At 69.0% G+C, this 18003-nt stretch carries 20 protein-coding genes and 1 tRNA gene; 4 read left to right on the top strand and 17 right to left on the bottom strand.

Annotation, left to right across the window (positions count from 1 at the left end):
- Window positions 1–110 precede the first annotated feature (110 nt).
- Window positions 111–785: a DUF7119 family protein gene (locus tag ACSR87_RS06840; RefSeq protein WP_004063041.1), complete on the top strand. Its 675-nt coding sequence runs from the start codon at window positions 111–113 to the stop codon at window positions 783–785.
- On the opposite strand, the gene ACSR87_RS06835 is transcribed toward ACSR87_RS06840, so the two are convergent.
- A complete protein-coding gene (locus ACSR87_RS06835) occupies window positions 773–2017 on the bottom strand; it encodes a M20/M25/M40 family metallo-hydrolase (RefSeq protein WP_498529947.1) in 1245 nt (414 codons plus the stop codon). The genes ACSR87_RS06840 and ACSR87_RS06835 overlap by 13 nt on opposite strands.
- An 86-nt stretch (window positions 2018–2103) precedes the next feature.
- Here ACSR87_RS06835 and ACSR87_RS06830 point away from each other — a divergent pair.
- Window positions 2104–2177, top strand: a tRNA-Lys gene (locus ACSR87_RS06830).
- 274 nt (window positions 2178–2451) lie between these two features.
- Here ACSR87_RS06830 and pepF read toward each other — a convergent pair.
- Complete coding sequence (gene pepF / locus ACSR87_RS06825) at window positions 2452–4251, bottom strand: oligoendopeptidase F (protein WP_498529946.1); 1800 nt, start codon at window positions 4249–4251, stop codon at window positions 2452–2454.
- Between the two features lie 84 nt (window positions 4252–4335).
- Window positions 4336–4491, bottom strand: a complete 156-nt coding sequence (locus ACSR87_RS06820) for a DUF7563 family protein (protein ID WP_013035426.1) — start codon at window positions 4489–4491, stop codon at window positions 4336–4338.
- A 146-nt stretch (window positions 4492–4637) separates the two neighbouring features.
- On the opposite strand from ACSR87_RS06820, the gene ACSR87_RS06815 reads away from it, so the two are divergent.
- Window positions 4638–5975, top strand: a complete 1338-nt coding sequence (locus ACSR87_RS06815; protein WP_498529945.1) for a M28 family peptidase — start codon at window positions 4638–4640, stop codon at window positions 5973–5975.
- A 6-nt stretch (window positions 5976–5981) separates the two neighbouring features.
- On the opposite strand, the gene ACSR87_RS06810 is transcribed toward ACSR87_RS06815, so the two are convergent.
- From ACSR87_RS06810 to ACSR87_RS06765, 10 genes are all read right to left on the bottom strand, one after another.
- The gene (locus ACSR87_RS06810; protein WP_498529944.1) at window positions 5982–6278 is read right to left on the bottom strand and encodes a hypothetical protein; all 297 of its coding nucleotides are present in this window, start codon (window positions 6276–6278) and stop codon (window positions 5982–5984) included.
- Between the two features lie 110 nt (window positions 6279–6388).
- Window positions 6389–7036, bottom strand: a complete 648-nt coding sequence (locus ACSR87_RS06805; protein ID WP_498529943.1) for an HAD family hydrolase — start codon at window positions 7034–7036, stop codon at window positions 6389–6391.
- Between the two features lie 87 nt (window positions 7037–7123).
- Window positions 7124–7975 (bottom strand): tRNA pseudouridine(38-40) synthase TruA, encoded by an 852-nt coding sequence (gene truA / locus ACSR87_RS06800; protein WP_498529942.1) that lies wholly within the window; start codon window positions 7973–7975, stop codon window positions 7124–7126.
- Window positions 7976–8045: 70 nt separating this feature from the next.
- Window positions 8046–8492: a universal stress protein gene (locus ACSR87_RS06795; RefSeq protein ID WP_498529941.1), complete on the bottom strand. Its 447-nt coding sequence runs from the start codon at window positions 8490–8492 to the stop codon at window positions 8046–8048.
- A gap of 108 nt (window positions 8493–8600) precedes the next feature.
- A complete protein-coding gene (gene hisS / locus ACSR87_RS06790) occupies window positions 8601–9896 on the bottom strand; it encodes a histidine--tRNA ligase (RefSeq protein WP_498529940.1) in 1296 nt (431 codons plus the stop codon).
- A gap of 54 nt (window positions 9897–9950) precedes the next feature.
- Complete coding sequence (locus ACSR87_RS06785; RefSeq protein WP_004063032.1) at window positions 9951–10856, bottom strand: EamA family transporter; 906 nt, start codon at window positions 10854–10856, stop codon at window positions 9951–9953.
- A 106-nt stretch (window positions 10857–10962) separates the two neighbouring features.
- Window positions 10963–11553: a DUF7411 family protein gene (locus ACSR87_RS06780; RefSeq protein WP_004063031.1), complete on the bottom strand. Its 591-nt coding sequence runs from the start codon at window positions 11551–11553 to the stop codon at window positions 10963–10965.
- Between the two features lie 3 nt (window positions 11554–11556).
- The gene (locus ACSR87_RS06775; RefSeq protein WP_498529939.1) at window positions 11557–11916 is read right to left on the bottom strand and encodes a DNA-binding protein; all 360 of its coding nucleotides are present in this window, start codon (window positions 11914–11916) and stop codon (window positions 11557–11559) included.
- 105 nt (window positions 11917–12021) lie between these two features.
- Window positions 12022–12477, bottom strand: a complete 456-nt coding sequence (locus ACSR87_RS06770; RefSeq protein WP_004041740.1) for a 30S ribosomal protein S19e — start codon at window positions 12475–12477, stop codon at window positions 12022–12024.
- A 114-nt stretch (window positions 12478–12591) separates the two neighbouring features.
- On the bottom strand, window positions 12592–13620 hold the full coding sequence (locus tag ACSR87_RS06765) for a lysylphosphatidylglycerol synthase transmembrane domain-containing protein (protein WP_115803272.1): 1029 nt from the start codon (window positions 13618–13620) through the stop codon (window positions 12592–12594).
- Between the two features lie 151 nt (window positions 13621–13771).
- Between ACSR87_RS06765 and thiL the strand changes: the two genes are divergently transcribed.
- The gene (thiL, locus tag ACSR87_RS06760) at window positions 13772–14665 is read left to right on the top strand and encodes a thiamine-phosphate kinase (protein WP_115861226.1); all 894 of its coding nucleotides are present in this window, start codon (window positions 13772–13774) and stop codon (window positions 14663–14665) included.
- 39 nt (window positions 14666–14704) lie between these two features.
- Here the strand turns inward: thiL and ACSR87_RS06755 are convergent, their stop codons facing one another.
- The 4 genes from ACSR87_RS06755 to ACSR87_RS06740 all read right to left on the bottom strand — a co-directional run bounded on the left by ACSR87_RS06755 (window position 14705) and on the right by ACSR87_RS06740 (window position 17990).
- Complete coding sequence (locus tag ACSR87_RS06755) at window positions 14705–15844, bottom strand: site-2 protease family protein (RefSeq protein WP_498529938.1); 1140 nt, start codon at window positions 15842–15844, stop codon at window positions 14705–14707.
- A 440-nt stretch (window positions 15845–16284) separates the two neighbouring features.
- Window positions 16285–16530, bottom strand: coding sequence for a DUF7123 family protein (locus ACSR87_RS06750; RefSeq protein WP_008574797.1), 246 nt, complete (start codon window positions 16528–16530; stop codon window positions 16285–16287).
- A gap of 305 nt (window positions 16531–16835) precedes the next feature.
- Window positions 16836–17621 carry a molybdopterin synthase gene (locus ACSR87_RS06745; RefSeq protein WP_498529937.1) on the bottom strand — a complete coding sequence of 262 codons (786 nt, stop codon included), beginning with the start codon at window positions 17619–17621 and terminating at the stop codon, window positions 16836–16838.
- Between the two features lie 24 nt (window positions 17622–17645).
- Complete coding sequence (locus tag ACSR87_RS06740; RefSeq protein ID WP_498529936.1) at window positions 17646–17990, bottom strand: hypothetical protein; 345 nt, start codon at window positions 17988–17990, stop codon at window positions 17646–17648.
- Window positions 17991–18003: the final 13 nt, after the last annotated feature.

Here is an 18003-nt window from a genome sequence, read left to right as displayed (position 1 = left end):
CCGCCGACCGCCGGAACTCGCCCGTCCGAACTCCGCCTCCCGACCGCTCGCGCGCGAATCTCGCCTCTCGGGGAGACGTTTTTAAGCCCGAACGCGTTACCGATTCGTAGATGACGAACGACGAACGCCGACGAACGACCGAGGTTCCGGCCGACCGGCGCGAACCGGTCGGTGAACCCGTCGTCCGCGGCGACCCCGCCGTCACGGGCGACCGCGCCCGCGAGGCCGTCGGCTTCGACCCCACCGACCCCGACAGCCTCGCCGAGGCCGCCAGAACGGTTCGCTCGTTTTCGGAGTCCACCGCCGGCGACGACGACCACGTGTTCATGCTCCGCGGGGCTGCCGCCTGCGCCGCGCTCGTCCGCGGCGTCGGCTCCTACAAGCGCGCCGCCGAGCGCGCCGGCGGCGACGTATCCGTCTCCTTCATCCGCAAGTGGGCCCGCGTCCACGACCTCCCGCAGTCGGTTCGCCGGCACGTCGCTCGCGGCCGCATCGCGCCCACGGCCGCAAAGCACATCGCCCGCGTCTCCGGCGACGCCCGACTCCACCTCGCGTGGGCGACGCTCGACGCCGGTTTGACCGTCCGCGAGGTCCGCCGCCTCGCCAGCGAGGTCAACGACGGCACGCCGGCCGTGGACGCCCTCGCCGACCACGGCGTCGACATCGGCCGGCTCGACGTGACGCTGCCGGCCGACGTGTACCTCGAACTCCGCCGCCGCGCCTCGCTCGAAGACACGCCGCCTGGCGACGTTGTCGCCGACGCGCTCGACGACTACCTCGACTGAAGGAACCGCGTCGCCGTCTCCCGAATCACCTCGCGCGCCACCTCGACTTCCGCCCATTCGACGGTCTCGTCCGGAAAGTGCGCCTGGTCGATGTCGCCCGGGCCGAACAGTACCGTCGGAATCCCCGCCTCGACGTAGTGCCGCGAGTCCGCCCCGTAGGTCGCGCCGACCGGCTCGTCGTCGCGGCCGTCGGCCCGGAGCGCCGCGCGCAACGACTCCACGACCGGCTCGTCGGCGTCGATTTCCGCCGGCTCGAACTGCACCGAAAACCGCTCGAACGCCGGCGGGTGCGCCGAGAGCCACTCGTCGTCGGCGACGACGCGCGCCAGCCGCTCCTCGAACGCGGCTTCGACCTCTTCGACCGTCTCGCCCGGCGCGACGCCGAGTCGCCACTCCGCGGTGAGCGTCCCCGCGACGCTCGACGCCCACGTTCCCGCCTCGACGCGGCCGACGCAGACGGGCCACGGAATCGGGTAGTCGAAACGCGGGTGCTCGACCGCGTCGGTCCGCTCCGCTTCGAGGTCGAAAAACGCCGCCCGAATCGCCTCGAACTTCTCGATGACGTCCACCCCGCGCCACCGCGAGGCCGCGTGCGCCGTCCGCCCGGTCAGGTGGAGGCGCTTCATCACCGACCCCTCGGTGGCGACGACCGGCTTGAGCCGCGTCGGCTCCGCGACGACCGCGGCGTCCCGCTCGAAGGGATAGGGGTTGTCGAGCGCGGCCGCCGCGGCCCCGATACCGCCGTCTTCCTCGCCGGCGACGCTCTCGACCACGACCCGCCCGTCGAGGGCAACATCGCCCGCCGCCGCGGCGTCCCGGAGGTCGAGCGCGGCGAAGACGCACGCCGCGAGCCCCGCTTTCATGTCGGCCGCGCCCCGGGCGCTGACGGTGCCGGCGTCGTCGTCCCAGTCGGGCAAATACGGGTCGTGGGACCACAGTTCTCTGTCGGCTGGTACCACGTCGACGTGGCCGTTGAGGACGATGGTCCGGCCCGCGTCGGGGTCGCCAAACTCGACCACGCCGGCGACGCTCGGGCGGTTCGCGGTGTCGATGTCGTCGGAGTCGTCCGGGAACGACGGGTGTTCGGCCAGTCGCTCCGGGTCGGCGGTCCACTCGTAGGTGTCGAACTCGAAGTCGTGCAGTCGGTTTTTGACCCACTGCTGGGCCGGTGCTTCGGCGCGGGCGACGCTCTCGAACCGGAGTAGCGTGTCCACGAAGTCGCGCAGGTCCATATTGTGGGGGACGGGAACGGGGTACAAAGCAGGAGGGGGCGGCGAAAATAAACGCTTATCAGTATCCCCATTTAAAGAAAATCCGAGGGCTGGTAGCTCAGTTAGGCAGAGCGTCTGGCTTTTAACCAGACGGTCGGGGGTTCAAGTCCCTCCCAGCCCGTTTCTGCGACGAACTACGTGCGGAGTGACACGGCTTTCTAATTCCTACGTCTCCGAGTGATAGCTTCACCAAGCCGTGTTGCACATACGTTGGCTACTGCCACTCCGTGGCCGTCGCTCTTGTCAAACTGACACTTTGTGAGGATATCTTTCTATAAGGAGAGAACCCTGCCCCTTAGGGCGGGAGTGACTCCGACACTTCTCACGCAATCACCGTCGATTGCAGGCGGGATATTCAACGACAGGTCGGCTGAGCCCGCCCTGCGATTTTCGGGTTATTCGAGGCCGAGGAGCGTCGCGGCCTCGTCGAGGAACTCGGCGTACACCGACATCGCGTCCTCGATGGGTTCGGGCTCGGTCATGTCGACGCCGGCGGTTCGGAGCACGTCGAGTGGGTACTCGCTGCCGCCGAGCGCGAGCGCCTCGCGGTAGTCCGCCGCGGCGGACTCGCCCTCCTCGCGGATGCGCTCGACGATGGCCGCCGCCGCGGAGATGCCCGTCGCGTACTGGTAGACGTAGTAGTTGTAGTAGAAGTGCGGAATCCGCTCCCACTCGCGGGCGATGCGGTCGTCGGTCGCCGCGGGCTCGTAGTACGCCGCCTTCAGGTCGCCGTACAGCTCGTCGAAGCGGTCGGGCGTGAGCGCGCCGTCGTTCTCGATTATCTCGTGAATCTGGAGTTCGAAATCCGCGAACATCGTCTGGCGGAACAGCGTCGAGCGGAACCGTTCGAGGTACTCGTCGAGGACGTGCGTCCGGAGTTCGTCGTCGTCGACGTTCTCCAGGAGGTACTCGGTCAGGAGCGTCTCGTTGACCGTGGAGGCGACCTCGGCGGTGAAGATGTCGTAGCTCGCGTCGTGCCACGGCTGGGCGTCGTTGGCGAGTTCGGAGTGCATCGAGTGGCCCAGTTCGTGGGCGAGCGTGAACATCGACGCCGCGTCGTCCTGGTAGTTCATCATGATGAACGGCTGGGTGTCGTAGGTGCCCGCGGAGTACGCCCCGGAGCGCTTGCCGCGGTTCTCGTACACGTCGACCCAGCGGTCCTCGAGGCCCTCGGCCATCCGCCGTTGATACGCCTCGCCGAGCGGTTCGACGGCCTCGACGATGTACTCTTTCGCCTGCTCGTACGGAATCTCGGGGCCGTGGTCGCCGGTGAGCGACACGTACAGGTCCCACATCTTGAGTTCGTCCGCGCCGATGGCCTCCCGTTTCAACTCGGCGTGGCGGTGGAGGTGGCCGAGGTTGTCGCGGACGGTGTCGAGCAAGTTGTCGTACACCTCGACGGGGACGTTGGGGCCGTCGAGGGCGGATTCGCGAGCGGTCTCGTAGTCGCGGATGCGCGCGGTCTTCACGTCCTTCTTGACGCTGTTTTTCAGCGAGGTGCCGACGGCGTTGCGAACGTCGGCCCAGCGGTCGTAGAACTCCTCGTGGACGGTCCGGCGGAACTCGCGGTCGGGGTGTTTCTGGAGCTTCGTGAAGTTACCCTGCGTGATTTCGACCGACGTGCCGTCGGGCCGTTCGACGGTCGGGAACTCCAGGTCGGCGTTGGCGAGCATCGAGTAGATGTCGCTCGACGCGCCGGTCACGTCCGAGAGGTCGGCGAGGACTTCTTCGACCTCCGCGGAGCGGGTGTGTTCTTTCGTCCGGAGCACGTCGTCGAAGTAGTGCTCGTAGGCCGCTAACTCGGGTTCTTCCTCGACGAACTCGTCGACGCCGTCGCGGCCGAGTGCCTGCAGTTCGGGGTCGAGGTAGCTGACCGCGCTCCGCGCCTTCGACGCCAGTGCCTCGGCGCGACCGGCCTGCGCTTGGTACTCCTGGTTCCGGGTGTCCTGACTGCTGCGGAGGTTCGCGTAGGAGACGACCATCGACACCTCGCGGAGCACCTCCTCCATCGTTTCGAGGAGTTCGAGGAGCGTCTCGGGGTCCTCGGTGGCGCGGCCCTCGTAGCTCGCCAGTTCGGGGACGCGCTCTGCGACGTCCTCGTACGCCGCCTCCCACTCGTCGTCGGACGCGTAGATGCTGTCGAGGTCCCACTTGTACTCCTCGTCGATGTCGCTCCGCTCGGGAACCGAACTCATGTCGGGTACTGTGACGCGCGCGCGGCTGGTAAGCCTTATCAATCGACCGGCGAAGCGGGGACGAGGAGGGCGGCCGCGTCGCGGTTAGTGTCGGGTCGCTCTCGCTTCTCGGACCTGCGAACCGTCCCGGACTAAGTCCTCACAGTGCGGACAGACGCGGGGGGCGTCCATGCCCTCCGGGGCGAACACCCTGACGTAACCTTCCGTGACGAAAGAATTGCAGTTCTGACATGTAGGCATGGCGGTCGTGCGTACCACGTCAACTGAGTTAGATGTTGTGGGCGATTTTCGGCATCCGACACCGACCCCGACCGCGGCGGGTCGCCCGAGTCGACGCGGCCCCCGGCGGCGCAAACCACTTTGACCGGCGGGCGTGTGGAACTGCCATGGACGACCTCTCTCCCGCGGTTCGCGAGGCGTTCGCCCGGACGTGGGTCGACGACCGCCCGTGGGCGTTTCTCACCGATTTGACCGCCATCGGCGACCGGATGGCCGGCGGGCCGGGCGACCGCCGCGCGAGCACGCTCGTCGCCGACGCCCTCACCGACGCGGGCGTCCGGCGCGTCGAGTTCGACCCCTTCGAGATGGCGCGCTGGACCCGCGGCGACACGACGTTCGACCTCACCGCGCCCGACGAACGGCGCTTCGAGGCCGTCGCGCTTCCGTACGCTCCCCCGGCGACCGTCTCCGGCCCGCTGGTCGATGTCGGCTACGGCACGCCGAGCGAAATCGACGCCGCCGACGTGGACGGCGCGCTCGTCGTCGCCAGCACGACCACCCCCGCAGGCGGCCGGTTCGTCCACCGGATGGAGAAGTTCAACTACGCAATCGACGCCGGCGCGGTCGGCTTCGTCTTCGTCAACCACGTCCCCGGCCAACTCCCGCCGACCGGGGCGCTCCGCTACGACGAGGAAGCCGCCGCCCCCGCGGTCGGCGTGAGCGCCGAAACCGGGTCGTGGCTGACCGACTACGCGGCCCGCGGCGGCGAAGCGACCCTCGCGGTCGACGCCGAGACGACGCCCGGCGAGAGCCGGAACGTCGAGGGTCGCGTCGGCCCCGACACCGACCGCGAACTCCTCCTGTGCGCCCACTTCGACGCCCACGATATCGCTGAAGGCGCGCTCGACAACGGCTGTGGCATCGCGGTCGTCGTCACCGCGGCGCGACTCCTCGCTGAGATGGACCTCGCTCTCGGCGTGCGCGTCGTCGGCGTCGGTGCGGAGGAACTGGGGCTAACCGGCTCCGAACATCTCGCGGACCGCCTCGACCTCGACCGCGTCGCCGCCGTCGTCAACGTCGACGGCGCGGGTCGGTTCCGCGACCTCGTCGCCCACAGCCACACCTCGGAGGCGACCGCCGCGGTGGCGACCCGCGTCGGCAACGAGACGCGCCACCCGGTCGACATCGAACCCGAACCGCACCCGTTCAGCGACCAGTGGCCGTTCGTCCGCGCCGGCGTCCCGGCGCTCCAGCTCCGGAGCGAAAGCGGCGAGCGCGGCCGCGGCTGGGGCCACACCCACGCCGACACCCGCGACAAAGTCGACGACAGAAACGTCCGCGAACACGGGATGCTGACCGCGCTCATCGTCCGCGAACTCGCCGCGACCGCCGCCGACGGGGAGATTCCCCGACTCGACGACGACGAACTCGCCGCGGCGTTCCGCGACGCCGATTTCGAGACGGGAATGAAGGCGGCGGGCATCTGGCCCGACGGCTGGGAGTAGCGCCGGTCAGTCGTCTTCGGCCGACTCGGACCTCTCGCCACCGTCGTCGGCGTCGCTGACTTCGACCGTCAGGTCCGTCGCTTCGAGCGCGCTTTCGGTCGCGGCCTCGACGACCATCCCGGCCCCGATGACGACGTGGAACATCCCGTAGACGAACGTCGGCACGGCCACGAGGAGATAGAGCGCGAGGCCGGCGATACCCGTCATGCCGGCGAGAAAACCGCCGACGGCGTTGCCGACGCCGATGATAAACAGGCCGAAGACGATGCGGAGGGTGGCGTCCCACGCGGTGGGTCGGTCCATGTATGAGCCGACTGCGAGCCGCGTGATGTGTCTATTGGTCGATACGCGGCGCGGGGGCGCGGTGCGGACCCGCGGTGAAGGCCGCGGGGTCACGGGGGTTCTCCCGCGCGTCAGCACACCGCGAGCAGTTCGTCAAGCGAGTCGAGTTCGTAGGTCGGCTCGGCGGCCAACTGGTAGCCGTCGCGGTGCGGTCGGCGGATGAACGCCGAGTCGATGCCGGCGCGGTCGGCCGCGACCACGTCGACGTTGCTGTCACCGACGTAGAGCGCCGAATCGACGCCGAGTTCGCCCATGGCGCGCTCGATGTAGTGCGGGTCCGGCTTCTTCACCCGCGCGCCCTCGACGGTCGGGTCGCGGCCGTAGGCCACCTCGAAGCGGTCGCCGATGTCGAACACGTCCAGAATGTGCTCGATGGTCGCGTGTTGGTTGTTGCTCACAACCGCCAGCGGGTGGTCGATGTCGTCGAGGGCGGCCACGTCGTCGTACAGCGGTTTCGTCCCGTTTTCCAGACACGCCCGCTGGGTCGCCGCGGCGTGGGTCTCGTGGTGCGACCAAAAGTCGTCGACCGGCACGTCGTGGACCGCGCAGATGCGGCGCAGATGCGTGAGGCCGCCGTTGATGACGCCGTCGACCGTCTCGGTCGTCGGCTCCACGTCGAACTCGTCGAACGCCCGCCTGACCGCCTCCCGCTGGACTTCGAGCAGCGTCGGCTTCGTCAGCACGCCGTCGTTGTCGAAGATGACAGCGTCGTAGCACATGGTCGAACCGTTCGGCCTCGACCGACGATAACGTTGCTATGTGCGACCCCGACCGCTCCGGAGAGCTATTGACCCCTCACGCGTCGGTCAACCGCGGTCTTCGCCGTCGCCGACGCGTCTAGCATCGCCCGCCCGCTCGACTCCCTCGCGGATGCGCGAGCCGACGCGCCAGCCGATACGGTCCGCCAGCGCCCGCTCTTCGAACGCCGACGCGGCGCTCTCGGCGGCCATCGCGTCCACGTCGAACTCGACTTCCGGGTAGTCGACCGCCGTGAGAAGCAGGGGCGTCGGCGGCGCGGGTGCGATGCCCTCGGGGCCGTCGAGGTGGTTGGCACCGAGCGCATCGTCCACCTTCGAAAGCGGGGCCGCGCCCGACCCGACGGCGCGGACGAGCGAGACGAGTCGGCGGACGAGTTCGCGGGCGAAGCCGCCGGCCTCGACGCGCACGAGGAGGAAGTCGCCGTCGCGGGTCAGGCCGCCGTCGATAGTCCGGACGGTGCCGTGGTCGTCGGGCGTGAGGTTGTGGAAGTCGTGGTCGCCGCGGAGAGCGTCGAAGGCGGCTTTCGCCCGGTCGTCGTCGAACCCCTCCGTCGGCGCGTGGAGGTCGTAGACGTACTCGCGGCGGGTCGGCCGGTGTCGGGCGTGGAAGTCGTCGGGGGCGTCGGCGGCGGCCCACGCCCGGACCGTCCCCGGGAGCTCCGAGTTCAGCGCCCGCGGCGTACACCAGTCGGGACAGTCGAAGGCGACGGTCTGGGCGAGCGCGGAGACGCCCGCGTCGGTCCGTCCGGCGGCGGCGTAGCCGGTCGGTTCCTCGTCGTCGTCGCAGACGCCGAGCGCGCGGCAGGCGTCGAAGAGGGCGTCTTCGACGGTCGGCACGTCCGGCTGTCGCTGGAACCCGTGGTACGGGCGTCCGTCGTAGGCGACGCGGAAGGCGCGCATGGCGGGTGCTTGCCCGGCGGACTACTTAACCGACGCCACCTGCGCCGTCGCCCCCGCCCGACCGCATCGCTCACTCGCAGTCGACCTGTGAATCCTCGCTTCGGACGGAGAGCACCGGCACGTCGGCCAGTCGAAGCACGCGCTCGGTGACGCTCCCGAGCAGGTAGCGCTCGATGCCGCGGCGGCCGTGGGTGCCCATCACGATGAGGTCGGCGTCGACCTTCTCGGCGTACCGAAGAATCGCCCGGTGCGGCGAGCCGTGTTCGACGGCCGTGACGACTTCGACGCCGACCGATTCGGCCGCCTCGACGGCCTCGGAGACGATGCGCTCGCCTTCCTCCTCGTAGGCGCGGACGAGGCCGCCGGCGTCGAGTTGGGTCGCGTGGAGGGCGCGCTCGTCGACGACGTAGAGGGCGTACAGCGTCGCGTCCGTCGCCGCCGCGAGGTCGAGCGCGCGGTCGAGCGCCTCGTCGGCGGGGCCGCTGCCGTCCACCGGGACGAGAATCCCGTCGTACATGTCGCCCGCCCGTACGACGGGCGGAAACAAAAGGGCGTGCGCCGGTATCGGGGCGCGGGAATTGCGGCGGCGATGGTGGCGGTCGGGAACGGAACGGCTTGCGTCGGTCTACTCGTAGTCCTCGTAGGTCGGTGCGTCGCGGTCGCCGGGGAAGTCGTCGACGGCGACGGTGGTCTGGTCGCCGCTGGCCATGTCCTTGACCGTCACCTCGCCGTTTTCGAGGTCGCGCTCGCCGACGATGACGACCGTGTCGGCGTTGACGGAGTCGGCGTAGGACATCTGCGCGCCGAAGCTCCGGTCGGACACGTCGACCTCGACGACGTTGCCCGCCGCGCGGAGGTCGCGGGCGATGTCGGAGGCGACGCCGCGGGTGTCACCGACGGTGAGGAGGTAGTAGTCGGTCGCCAGCTCCTCGTCGGGCCAGACGCCGGCGCGCTGGCAGAGCAGTTGGAGCGTCGCGCCGCCGATGCCGACGCCGACGGCGGGGGTGGGCTGGCCGCCGAACGACTCGATGAGGTCGTCGTAGCGGCCGCCGCCGAACGTCGCCCGCGACACGTCGCCCGTGGAGTCGAAGCACTCGAAGACGACGCCGGTGTAGTAGTCCAGCCCGCGGGCGGTCGAAAGCGACACCTCGCAGAACTCGCCCGCGCCGAAGTCGTCGGCGGCGGCGAGGACGTTCCGGAGGTTCTCGACCGCGGATTCGACGTCGTCGCCGCCGAACGCCGCGATTTCGTCGAGGTCGCCGCGCTCGATGAGGTCGGCGAACTCGTCGGCCTGGTCGTACGAGAGGCCGGCGTCGGAGAGGAGGCCGAGGTACTCCGCGCGCTCGACTTTCTCGGATTTGTCGACGGCGCGGACCGCGTCGGCGACGTCCACGTCGGCGTCGAACGACCGGAGCAGGCCCCCGAGGATGTCGCGGTGGGAGACGCGGAACTCGAAGTCGTCGGCCGTGAGGCCGAGGTCGGTCAGCGCGTCGGCGCAGAAGGCCAGAATCTCGGCGTCGGCCTCCGGCTCCGAGGAGCCGAAGATGTCGGCGTTGGTCTGGTAGAACTCGCGGAAGCGACCCTGCTGGACCTGCTCGTAGCGCCAGAAGGGCCGGGTCGAGACCCACTTGATGGGCTTCGACAGCGCCTGCTGTTTGGCGACGACCATCCGGGCGACCGTCGGCGTCAGCTCCGGCGTGAGCGCCACCTCGCGGCCGCCTTTGTCCTCGAAGGCGTACAGCTCCTCGACGATTTCCTCGCCGGACTTGTCGACGTACATCTGGGTCCGTTCGAGGTGGGGCGTCCCGATTTCGCGGAAGCCGTAGCGGGCGGCGGCGGTCTCGACGGTGTCGACGACCTCGCGCCGGGCCGACATCTCGCCGGGGTAGAAGTCACGAAATCCCTTGAGTCGGTCGTACATGGGCGTTGGTTGGCGCAGGTCGCGCTTGAAACCTGTTGTTCGGGGCGACGGCGACTACCCGACGAGGGCGCGGAGCGCCGCCGCGTCGCCGAGGGCGATGAGCGAGACGCCGGCGACCGCGAGGACGGCGGCGACGAGGCGCGTGCCGAACCGCGCCTCTCGGAGGACGACCCCGCCGAGGACGACGGCGACGATGGCCTGCGTGTTGACGATTGGCGAGGCGACGCTCGCCGGCACCAGCCCGAAGGCCGTCGAGGTGACGTGTTCTCCGACGGCGACGAGCGCGCCCGCCGCGGCGAACTTCGGGAGGTCGCCGCGGACGCCCGGCCACTCCCGCACTGCGACGGGGAGGACGGCGAGGGCCGCGCCGACGAACAGCACCGGGACGAACACGCTCGTCGGGATGCCGAGTTCTTGTAGGGCGACGCGTTTGCCCACGTCGCTGACGGCGTAACAGGCCGCGCTGGCGAGCGCGAGTTGGGCGGGCCGCGACCGGACGGCGCGTCTGAGCGGGTCGAGGAACGCCCCGCCCTCGTAGTTCGCGACGTAGACGGCGACGGTGGCGACCGCGACGCCGAGGACCTGAACACCCGTCAGGAACTGGTTCAGAAACAGAATCTCGATGGGGAGGACGAACACCGGGACGAGCTTGTTGATGGGCGCGACGTAGGACACGTCGCCGGCTTCGAGGGCGTCGACAAACAGGATGAGCGCGACGCCGACGAGAGCGGCCGTACCGGCGACGATTCCGACGCCCGTCGCGCCGAGTTCGGCCAGCGAGGGGACTGCCGCGGGGTCGTACGTCACCGCCGTGACCGGGAGGTACAGGAGGACGGCGAAGGCGTTGACGACGACCGTGAGAACCGCCCCGGAGTAGCCCGGGAAGTACCGCTTCAGGGCGAAGATGTAGACGCCCCAGACGAACGCGGCGAGAACGGAGTAGGCGATGCCGGGGTCCATGCCTCACCCGGCGCGCGGCGGCGTGAAAAACGACGCGGTACGAATCGGGGGCGCGCCGGGGGAGCGGGTGTCCGGGCCGGGACGGCGTCAGAACGCGGGGCCGCCCTCAGCGCCGGCCGTGGACGTAGCTCTGGACGTGGTCCGGGAACACCTCGTCGACCGCCGCCTGCCCGTGTTCGGCGGCGATGAGGTGGCGGAGTTCGCCCTCGTAGTCGGCCTTCGGAATCTCCTCGGACGGGCCGGTCTCCACGTCGAGATGCGACTCGACGAGGCGGTCGACCGCGCCGCGGCCGAACCCCGAAAGCGGCGAGAGGTAGTCGACGCCGTGGCGGTCTTCGAGGCTCTGGGCCTGCGCCCGCGAAATCGAGGGGACGCGGTCGTCGCGGCGGGTGCCGTCGGCGACGGCGTCGAAGTCGAGGCCGCAGACCGCTTCGAGCGCGTGTTCGTGGACGTGTTGGATGCCGCCTCGGGGGTAGCCGTCTTCGACCATCCGGGCGGTCGCCGCCGCCGCGACCTCGCGGTCGAGCTCCAGCGTCTCGAAGGCGTAGCCGAGTTCGGCCGCCGCGTCGCGGGCGTGAGTCCAGTCTTCCGTGACCCCGAAGTGGGCGGTCACGAGCGTCACGTCGTAGAAGGTGTCGAGAAGCAGCGCGGCGAGCGAGGAGTCCTTGCCGCCGCTGTAGAGGAGCGCGAGTTCCACGTCTTACCGGCGGCGGATGTTGAAGCTCTTCGACTCGGGCTGCAGCTCCTTCAGGAGCGCCTTCATCTTGTCGTCGTCGATGCGGCCCTGAATGCGCCCGCTCTGGGCGAGGGCGACGATTTGGCGTTCGACCTGCTCCGCGAAGTCCGGCTTGGACATCTGCACGGCGTTGAGGCGCTGGCGGGCCTCGTCGGTCAGATGCTGTTTGAGAAGCGCCTGTTTCTGCTGTTCGGCGCGCTGTTGGGCCTCCTCGGCCTGCTGTTGCTCCGCGGAGCCCTGTCCGCCGCCCTGCTGTTCTTGGAGTTCCTGCATCTTCTTCTTTCGAAGCTCCTCCAGTCGCTCATCGTCGGGACTGCCACTCATACCCTAGCGCACGGTCCGATGTCTGAAAACCATTACGGACCCGCATACAGACGGCTCTCGAGGAATCTGCCGTCGAAGAAGAACTCTCGGTGTGTGTCGGCGGCTCTACGCGTAGCGTTCGAGTTCCGGACGGTCGAGGTCGGAGAGCACGTCGGACGCGGCGTTGTCGAGGAAGCTCGTCCCCTCGGCGGTGATGCGGCGACCCTCGCCCTTGGCGGTCTCGACGAGGCCCTCCTCTTCGAGCTGCTGGAGGAGCGTGCGGATGATGTTCTTGCTGCCGGCGTCGCTGTGCGCACCGGAGACGCTGTATCGGTTGGAGCCGCGCTTGAGGCCGCCGTACTCGGTCGAGAGACGGTCGACGCCGACGGGGCCGTTCATGGCGACCTTGCGGAGCAGGCTCGCGCCGCGGACGTACCAGAAGTCGTCCTGCTGGGGCGGGAGCTCGCGGGTCTGGCCGCTCTTCGCGAAGGCCATCCAGTCGGGTTGCTCGATACGGTCCTCGAGTCGTCCGGCGACCTCCTCGATGAGGGCGTCCGCCGGGACGTCATAGATGGTTACCATGGCTATTGGTTCATAATCGCGGCGTTTAAAGGCATCGTATTCGCCCGATACGGGCGGTTGGAGGCTCCTGCGCCCCGACCGGCGTGCGCCGGGGTGACAGCCCGTATCGCGCCGTCAGGACCGCCACCCGCGCGCGCTCTCCGTGCTCATCACGAGGCCGCCGAGGACGACGGGCACCCAGTAGATGAACCCGCGGAAGACGACGACGCCCGCGGTCGCCACGTCGAACGAGACGGCGGAGCTCGCGGCCGCGACGAGGATGGCGAGCGTCCACTCGATGCCGCCAGCGCCGCCGGGAAGCGGCGTCACGCCGGCTATCGCCCCGATGGGGACGACGAACAGCGCGATGGAGAAGGCGATGGGCGCGCCGATAGCGTGGAACGCAACCCAGAGCGCGACCATCTGGCAGAACCATCCGATTCCCGACAGACCGAGTGCGACCGCCAGCCCCCGCGGGTTCCGGCCGACGCGCTCGATGGAGCGGAAAAAGCCGTTGATGCGGCGCTCGATGCCGTCGTTCGACGGCACCGACACCCGCGGGACGTACCGCGAGACGGTTCGGATGACCGGCGTCAGCGCGCCGATGAGCCGGCGTTCGAGGTCGTAGCGGCGTTTCCACGCGGTGTAGACGGCCGCCGGGACGCCGACCGCGAGGCCGACCACGGCGACGAGCGCGATTTCGAGGTTGCGGCCGAGCGTCACCTCCGTGGCGTAGTAGCCCGCGCCGATGAGCGCGATGGTAATCGAGGGGACGAAGTTGATGGTGTCGACGCTGGCGATGGCCGCCAGCCCGGTCTCGTACTCGGTGTCGGCGCTCCGGGAGATGAGCAGCGCGGTTACGGGCTCGCCGCCCGCCTGCCCGAACGGGGTGATGTTGTTCGAGAACGTCGCGCCCGTGAAGATGAGAAACGAGCGGACGAGCGAGACGTCCACGCCGAGCACGCCGAGGACGGTCTTCAGCGACGCCCCCCACGAGACGAGCCACACGAGCGTGATGGCGAGGATGGCGGCCAGGTAGGTCGGCTCGGCCATCGTCACCCGGGCGACGAGTTCGTCCACGCCCGCGAAGTAGAACAGGACGGCGAAGACGGCGATTGCCGCTGCGAAACCGAGCACCGTCGCGCGGAGGTTCTCGCGGGCCATTTGCTGGGGATGCGTCTACGACGGGCATTAAGTCACCGGATTCGACGGCCGAGAAACAGGTCTCGCGTCGCCGCCGTCGGGGACTCGCGGCCCGCGCCGCCGCTCGCTGGCGGATAGATGGACATTTCCGCTCCGCCCGACACGTCCGGATATGGACGAGCGCGCCGCCCTCAGACTGCTCGCCGCGGACCTGCCGGACGCCGGCGACGACGCCGCCGTCGTCGACGACCTCGTCGTCACGACCGATATGCTCCACGAGACGACGGACTTCCCCGCGGGGACGACCCGCTACACCGCCGGCTGGCGGGCCGTCGGCGCGTCGCTGTCGGACGTGGCCGCGATGGGCGCGAGCGCCACCTGCGCCGTCGCCGCCTACGCCGCCGTCGAACTCGACGAGACTGAACTCGGGGATTTCGTCCGGGGCGCGCGGGACGTCTGCGAGGCGGTCGACGCGTCGTACGTCGGCGGCGACCTCGACACCCATCGGGAGTTCACGACGGCGACGACGGCCATCGGCCGCACCGACGACCCGGTTCGCCGCTCGGGCGCGGAGCCGGGCGACCTGCTCTGCGTCACGGGCGAACTCGGCCGGTCGGCCGCCGCCGTCCGCCTGTTCGAGGCGGGCGAGACCGTCCGCGCGAACGACCTGTTCCGGTTCACGCCCCGCGTCGCCGCCGGCGTCGGCCTCCGCGGGTCGGCCACGTCGATGATGGACTCCAGCGACGGCCTCGCCCGCTCGGCCCACCAGCTCGCGGAGGCCGGCGACTGCGGCTTCGAACTCGACTTCGACGCGCTCCCCGTCCACGACGCGGTCGAGGAGGTCGCGGCCGACGCCGACGACAGACGCGACCTCGCGGCGTTCTTCGGCGAGGACTTCGAACTCGTCTTTACGCTCCCCCAAGCCGCGCTCGACGCCGCCCGCGACGCGACCGACGTGCCGCTCACGGTGGTCGGAAAAGCCGTCGAAGAATCCGCAGACGCAGTCGTCGTCGCCGACGGTGAAGCAGTGCCGGACCGCGGTTACACCCACGGCGGCGGTGAGTAGAATCCTGTTTTCGCGGCGGTGTCGAGTCCGCGCGCCGCCTTATCCCGGAATGACCTGAATCGGCACGAGGAGGAAACACGCCGCGCCGAGGGCGAACGTAACGAGGCCCACGGCCATCCGCGCAGGGCCGAGCGGCGTCTCGTCTATCGGCTTCGCCGGGCCGTTGTAGGCGATGAACGTCGACATCAGCCCCCAGAAGAACCACAGGCCGACGGACTGGTTGAGACCGAGCCCCCGGATGTAGTGGAGATACCCCGCGATACTGAACAGGACGAGCGGGACGGCCGCCGCGAGCGATTCTTGGCGCTCACCGAGCATCGCCCGGACCATGTGGCCGCCGTCGAGTTGGCCGACCGGGAGCAGATTGAGGACGGTGAAGAACATCCCGACCCAGCCGCCGATGACGACGGGGTGGACGACGGTCCGGGGGTCGGCGTACTCGGTCGGGCGACCGAGCACGGTCGCGATGGCGTCGAGGAGCGGTGGATTGTTGAAGACGATCATGTCTCCGGACCGGGACAGGACCTCGGTCGGGACGGTCATCGGCTCGAGCGAGAGGCCGATGACGGTGACGACGATAGTCGCACAGAGCCCGGCCAGCGGGCCGGCGACGCCGATGTCGAACAGCGTCTTCCGGTCGGGCATCTGTCCGCGCATACGGATGATGGCACCGAGCGTACCGAACGGGAAGATAAACGGGATGAGGTAGGGAAGCGAGACGTTGACACCGTGGTATCGGCCGACCGCGTAGTGGCCGAGTTCGTGGACCGACAGGACGCCGAGGACGGCGGCGGTGAAGGGCCACGCCCGAAGCATCACGAGCGGGTTCGCGACGATGTCCGACAGGGGGATGTAGTACCACGCGTGCGCGCCGACGAACAGCGTCGAGAGAATCGTCAACGCGAACAGCGTGATGTTCTTCCACGGGATTTCTTCGACGCCTTGCGAGGTCGGTTCGACGATGACCACGTCGGTCTCTCCGAGCCCGGACACCTGCGCTTCCACGTCGTAGCCGGCCCCCCGGAACGCCGACCAGATTTCGCGGACGAGCATCTGCTCGGGGACGAGCGACTCGCCGTAGTAGATACGTCGGCGACCGTCTGACCGCACCTCGTGAACGTCGAAGACGGCGCGAAGTGCCTCCACCGGCGGTCCGTCCGCCGATTCGGACTGTTCCATCGGCGTGCAGTATGCGGGCGACGTGCATAAATCCCGTGACGGAGGCCTGACCCGACCGGGCGACGACGGCGCGAGAGGCCTGCCGCTCCGGCCGTGTGGGGTGCGTCGAAGCGGAACGCGAAGGCAGAAAGTGTGGTTGGTTCGCGGGTCGGGCGGTCGTCGGCGGGGGCGTGCGGGGGAGGGCGGGGGAGGGCGTTCCGGGGTCGCGTCGTGAGTTCGGGTCGCTGCGCCCTGGGGAGGGGGGTCAATTCGCCGGGGTCACGAATCGCGAGGGCTGTTGAGTCGCGTCTCGGTTCGGGTTCCGAGCGCGCTTGGCGGGGTTGTCACGGGGCCATTAGGGGCTGTCGGGGTCTGTCGCGGGGTCGGGTTCTTTCGTCCGGGGACCGGGCGGTGCGCGCCGTCCTGGCGCTGGCGTCGGTCGGGGCGGGCAGTGCGTGCTCTCAGGCGGTCTCGACGCGCCACGTGGTCGCGCTCGTGTACGACCACTTCTCGATGGTCAGGTCCGTCGCGGAGTCGCGGAGCTTGACCATCAGGGCGCCGATTTCCTTGGGAGACAGGCCGACGTCGTCGGCGATGAATTTGCTCTTGAAGTACATCTCGCCGTCTTTCGCACGGTCGAGCAGGTACTGCTTGAGGCGGTCTTCCTTGGAGCTATCGTCGGTGGAGGGGGGTACTGTTGCGCTCATCTGGTACACCTCACTTCCACCTATCGCCCCATTACCTGTTATAAAGGGAGGTCCGTTAGAATTAGTTCGGCCGCTTTCAGCCTGAATCGTTGCAAACGGTACATTTTAGGAATCTTTGAAATCGGCTTAGATTTTTTAGAACCGGTTTTAAGAGATTCTTTCTGAGAATACCGACTGATTTCATGTGGGTGAATACCCCGTTTTTCGCCCGTCTGACGCCGCATTTTGCGGCAATAAAATCCGTAATATCGCTCGATTTTCGCCCCGTCGGGACTATCCGCATCTCCTGAGTTATCCGCGGCGTCTCAGCGGTCGTGGACCCAGAACTCCTCGTCGGTGGTCGTCTCCTTCTTGAAAATCGGCACCTCGTCTTTCAGGCGGTCGATGCCGTCTTCGACCGTCCGGAACGCCTCTCGGCGGTGCCCCGCGAGGACGACGACGAACACGATGTCCGCACCGTCTTCGACGACGCCCACCCGGTGGTGCATGAGGACGCGGAGGACGCCGTCGCGCGCCTCCAGTTCCTCGGAAATCGCGTCCATCTTCGACTCCGCGACGCCGTCGTACTTCTCGAATTCGAGGCTCAGGGTCGGGTCGTCGTCCTCCGACTCCTTCGCGCGCACCCGCCCGGTGAACGTCGCAATCGCCCCGGCGTACACTTCGAGCGGGTCGGCCTTCGCGCGCTCGACCAGCGTTTCGAGCGTGATGTGCGGTTCGTGGGAGTCTATTTCGGCGGCGAGAGACGCCACGTCCGCGGCGTCGGCCGTTTCAGCCTCCGCGACGACGTTCGCCGCGTCGGCACCCGCGAGCGCGACCGTCGGGACGCGCGCGTCGGGGAACCCCGAGAGGAGCGCGTAGTCGTACTCGGCCGAGAGGTCGTCGAGGAGTCCGTCGAGGTCGCGGTCGTCGCCGGTCCCGACCCAGTTACCGTCCGGCGAGAGCCCGTACGCTGCGGCGACGCCGTCTGTCGACTCCGGTTCGGTCGCGCTCTCGGGGAGCGATTCCACGGTGGCGACGCGGCCGTCCAACTGCGCGGCGAGTCGGTCGCAGAGCGTTGTCGCGCCCGCGCCGACGATTCCGAGGACGTGCATACCCGAAGGACGGCCCGCGCCGGTTTAAGATTGCTCCGTGCCGGCCTCGTCGGGCTCGGGCGTCGGCTCCGGTTCCCGCGCCTCGGAGCGCGGGCGGGTCCGGTAGAGGTGGACGGCGATGGCCGCGCCGACGAGTCCGAGGAGCGTCGCCAGCCACGGGGCCGCCGCGCCGACGGGCGTGTCGGCGGTCGCGGGCAGCGTGTCGAACTGCCAGAGCGCCCAGCCGACCGAAAAACAGGCCGCCAGCGCCCAGTTGAAGACGGTTCGGCGGTCGACCTCGTCGCGGCGGTGGCGGACGAGCATCGCGCCGAGCGCGAGCACCCAGCCGACGACGATGAGCGTAACCGTCTCCACGGTGACGAGTCGCATACCGGTAGTCGCC

It is taken from the genome of Haloferax sp. SDI50 (assembly GCF_059802635.1).
This window is presented reverse-complemented; position numbering and strand designations above follow the sequence as displayed.

Bases quoted from the DNA above. Each gene is read 5' to 3' on its own strand.
- truA (WP_498529942.1), bottom strand. From the start codon at position 7,975: ATGCGCGCCTTCCGCGTCGCCTACGACGGACGCCCGTACCACGGGTTC.
- ACSR87_RS06775 (WP_498529939.1), bottom strand. From the start codon at position 11,916: ATGAGTGGCAGTCCCGACGATGAGCGACTGGAGGAGCTTCGAAAGAAG.
- ACSR87_RS06815 (WP_498529945.1), top strand. From the start codon at position 4,638: ATGGACGACCTCTCTCCCGCGGTTCGCGAGGCGTTCGCCCGGACGTGG.
- ACSR87_RS06740 (WP_498529936.1), bottom strand. From the start codon at position 17,990: ATGCGACTCGTCACCGTGGAGACGGTTACGCTCATCGTCGTCGGCTGG.
- ACSR87_RS06820 (WP_013035426.1), bottom strand. From the start codon at position 4,491: ATGCCTACATGTCAGAACTGCAATTCTTTCGTCACGGAAGGTTACGTC.
- thiL (WP_115861226.1), top strand. From the start codon at position 13,772: ATGGACGAGCGCGCCGCCCTCAGACTGCTCGCCGCGGACCTGCCGGAC.
- ACSR87_RS06745 (WP_498529937.1), bottom strand. From the start codon at position 17,621: ATGCACGTCCTCGGAATCGTCGGCGCGGGCGCGACAACGCTCTGCGAC.
- ACSR87_RS06770 (WP_004041740.1), bottom strand. From the start codon at position 12,477: ATGGTAACCATCTATGACGTCCCGGCGGACGCCCTCATCGAGGAGGTC.
- ACSR87_RS06835 (WP_498529947.1), bottom strand. From the start codon at position 2,017: ATGGACCTGCGCGACTTCGTGGACACGCTACTCCGGTTCGAGAGCGTC.
- ACSR87_RS06805 (WP_498529943.1), bottom strand. From the start codon at position 7,036: ATGTGCTACGACGCTGTCATCTTCGACAACGACGGCGTGCTGACGAAG.
- ACSR87_RS06750 (WP_008574797.1), bottom strand. From the start codon at position 16,530: ATGAGCGCAACAGTACCCCCCTCCACCGACGATAGCTCCAAGGAAGAC.
- ACSR87_RS06840 (WP_004063041.1), top strand. From the start codon at position 111: ATGACGAACGACGAACGCCGACGAACGACCGAGGTTCCGGCCGACCGG.
- hisS (WP_498529940.1), bottom strand. From the start codon at position 9,896: ATGTACGACCGACTCAAGGGATTTCGTGACTTCTACCCCGGCGAGATG.
- ACSR87_RS06795 (WP_498529941.1), bottom strand. From the start codon at position 8,492: ATGTACGACGGGATTCTCGTCCCGGTGGACGGCAGCGGCCCCGCCGAC.
- ACSR87_RS06765 (WP_115803272.1), bottom strand. From the start codon at position 13,620: ATGGCCCGCGAGAACCTCCGCGCGACGGTGCTCGGTTTCGCAGCGGCA.
- ACSR87_RS06810 (WP_498529944.1), bottom strand. From the start codon at position 6,278: ATGGACCGACCCACCGCGTGGGACGCCACCCTCCGCATCGTCTTCGGC.
- pepF (WP_498529946.1), bottom strand. From the start codon at position 4,251: ATGAGTTCGGTTCCCGAGCGGAGCGACATCGACGAGGAGTACAAGTGG.
- ACSR87_RS06755 (WP_498529938.1), bottom strand. From the start codon at position 15,844: ATGGAACAGTCCGAATCGGCGGACGGACCGCCGGTGGAGGCACTTCGC.
- ACSR87_RS06785 (WP_004063032.1), bottom strand. From the start codon at position 10,856: ATGGACCCCGGCATCGCCTACTCCGTTCTCGCCGCGTTCGTCTGGGGC.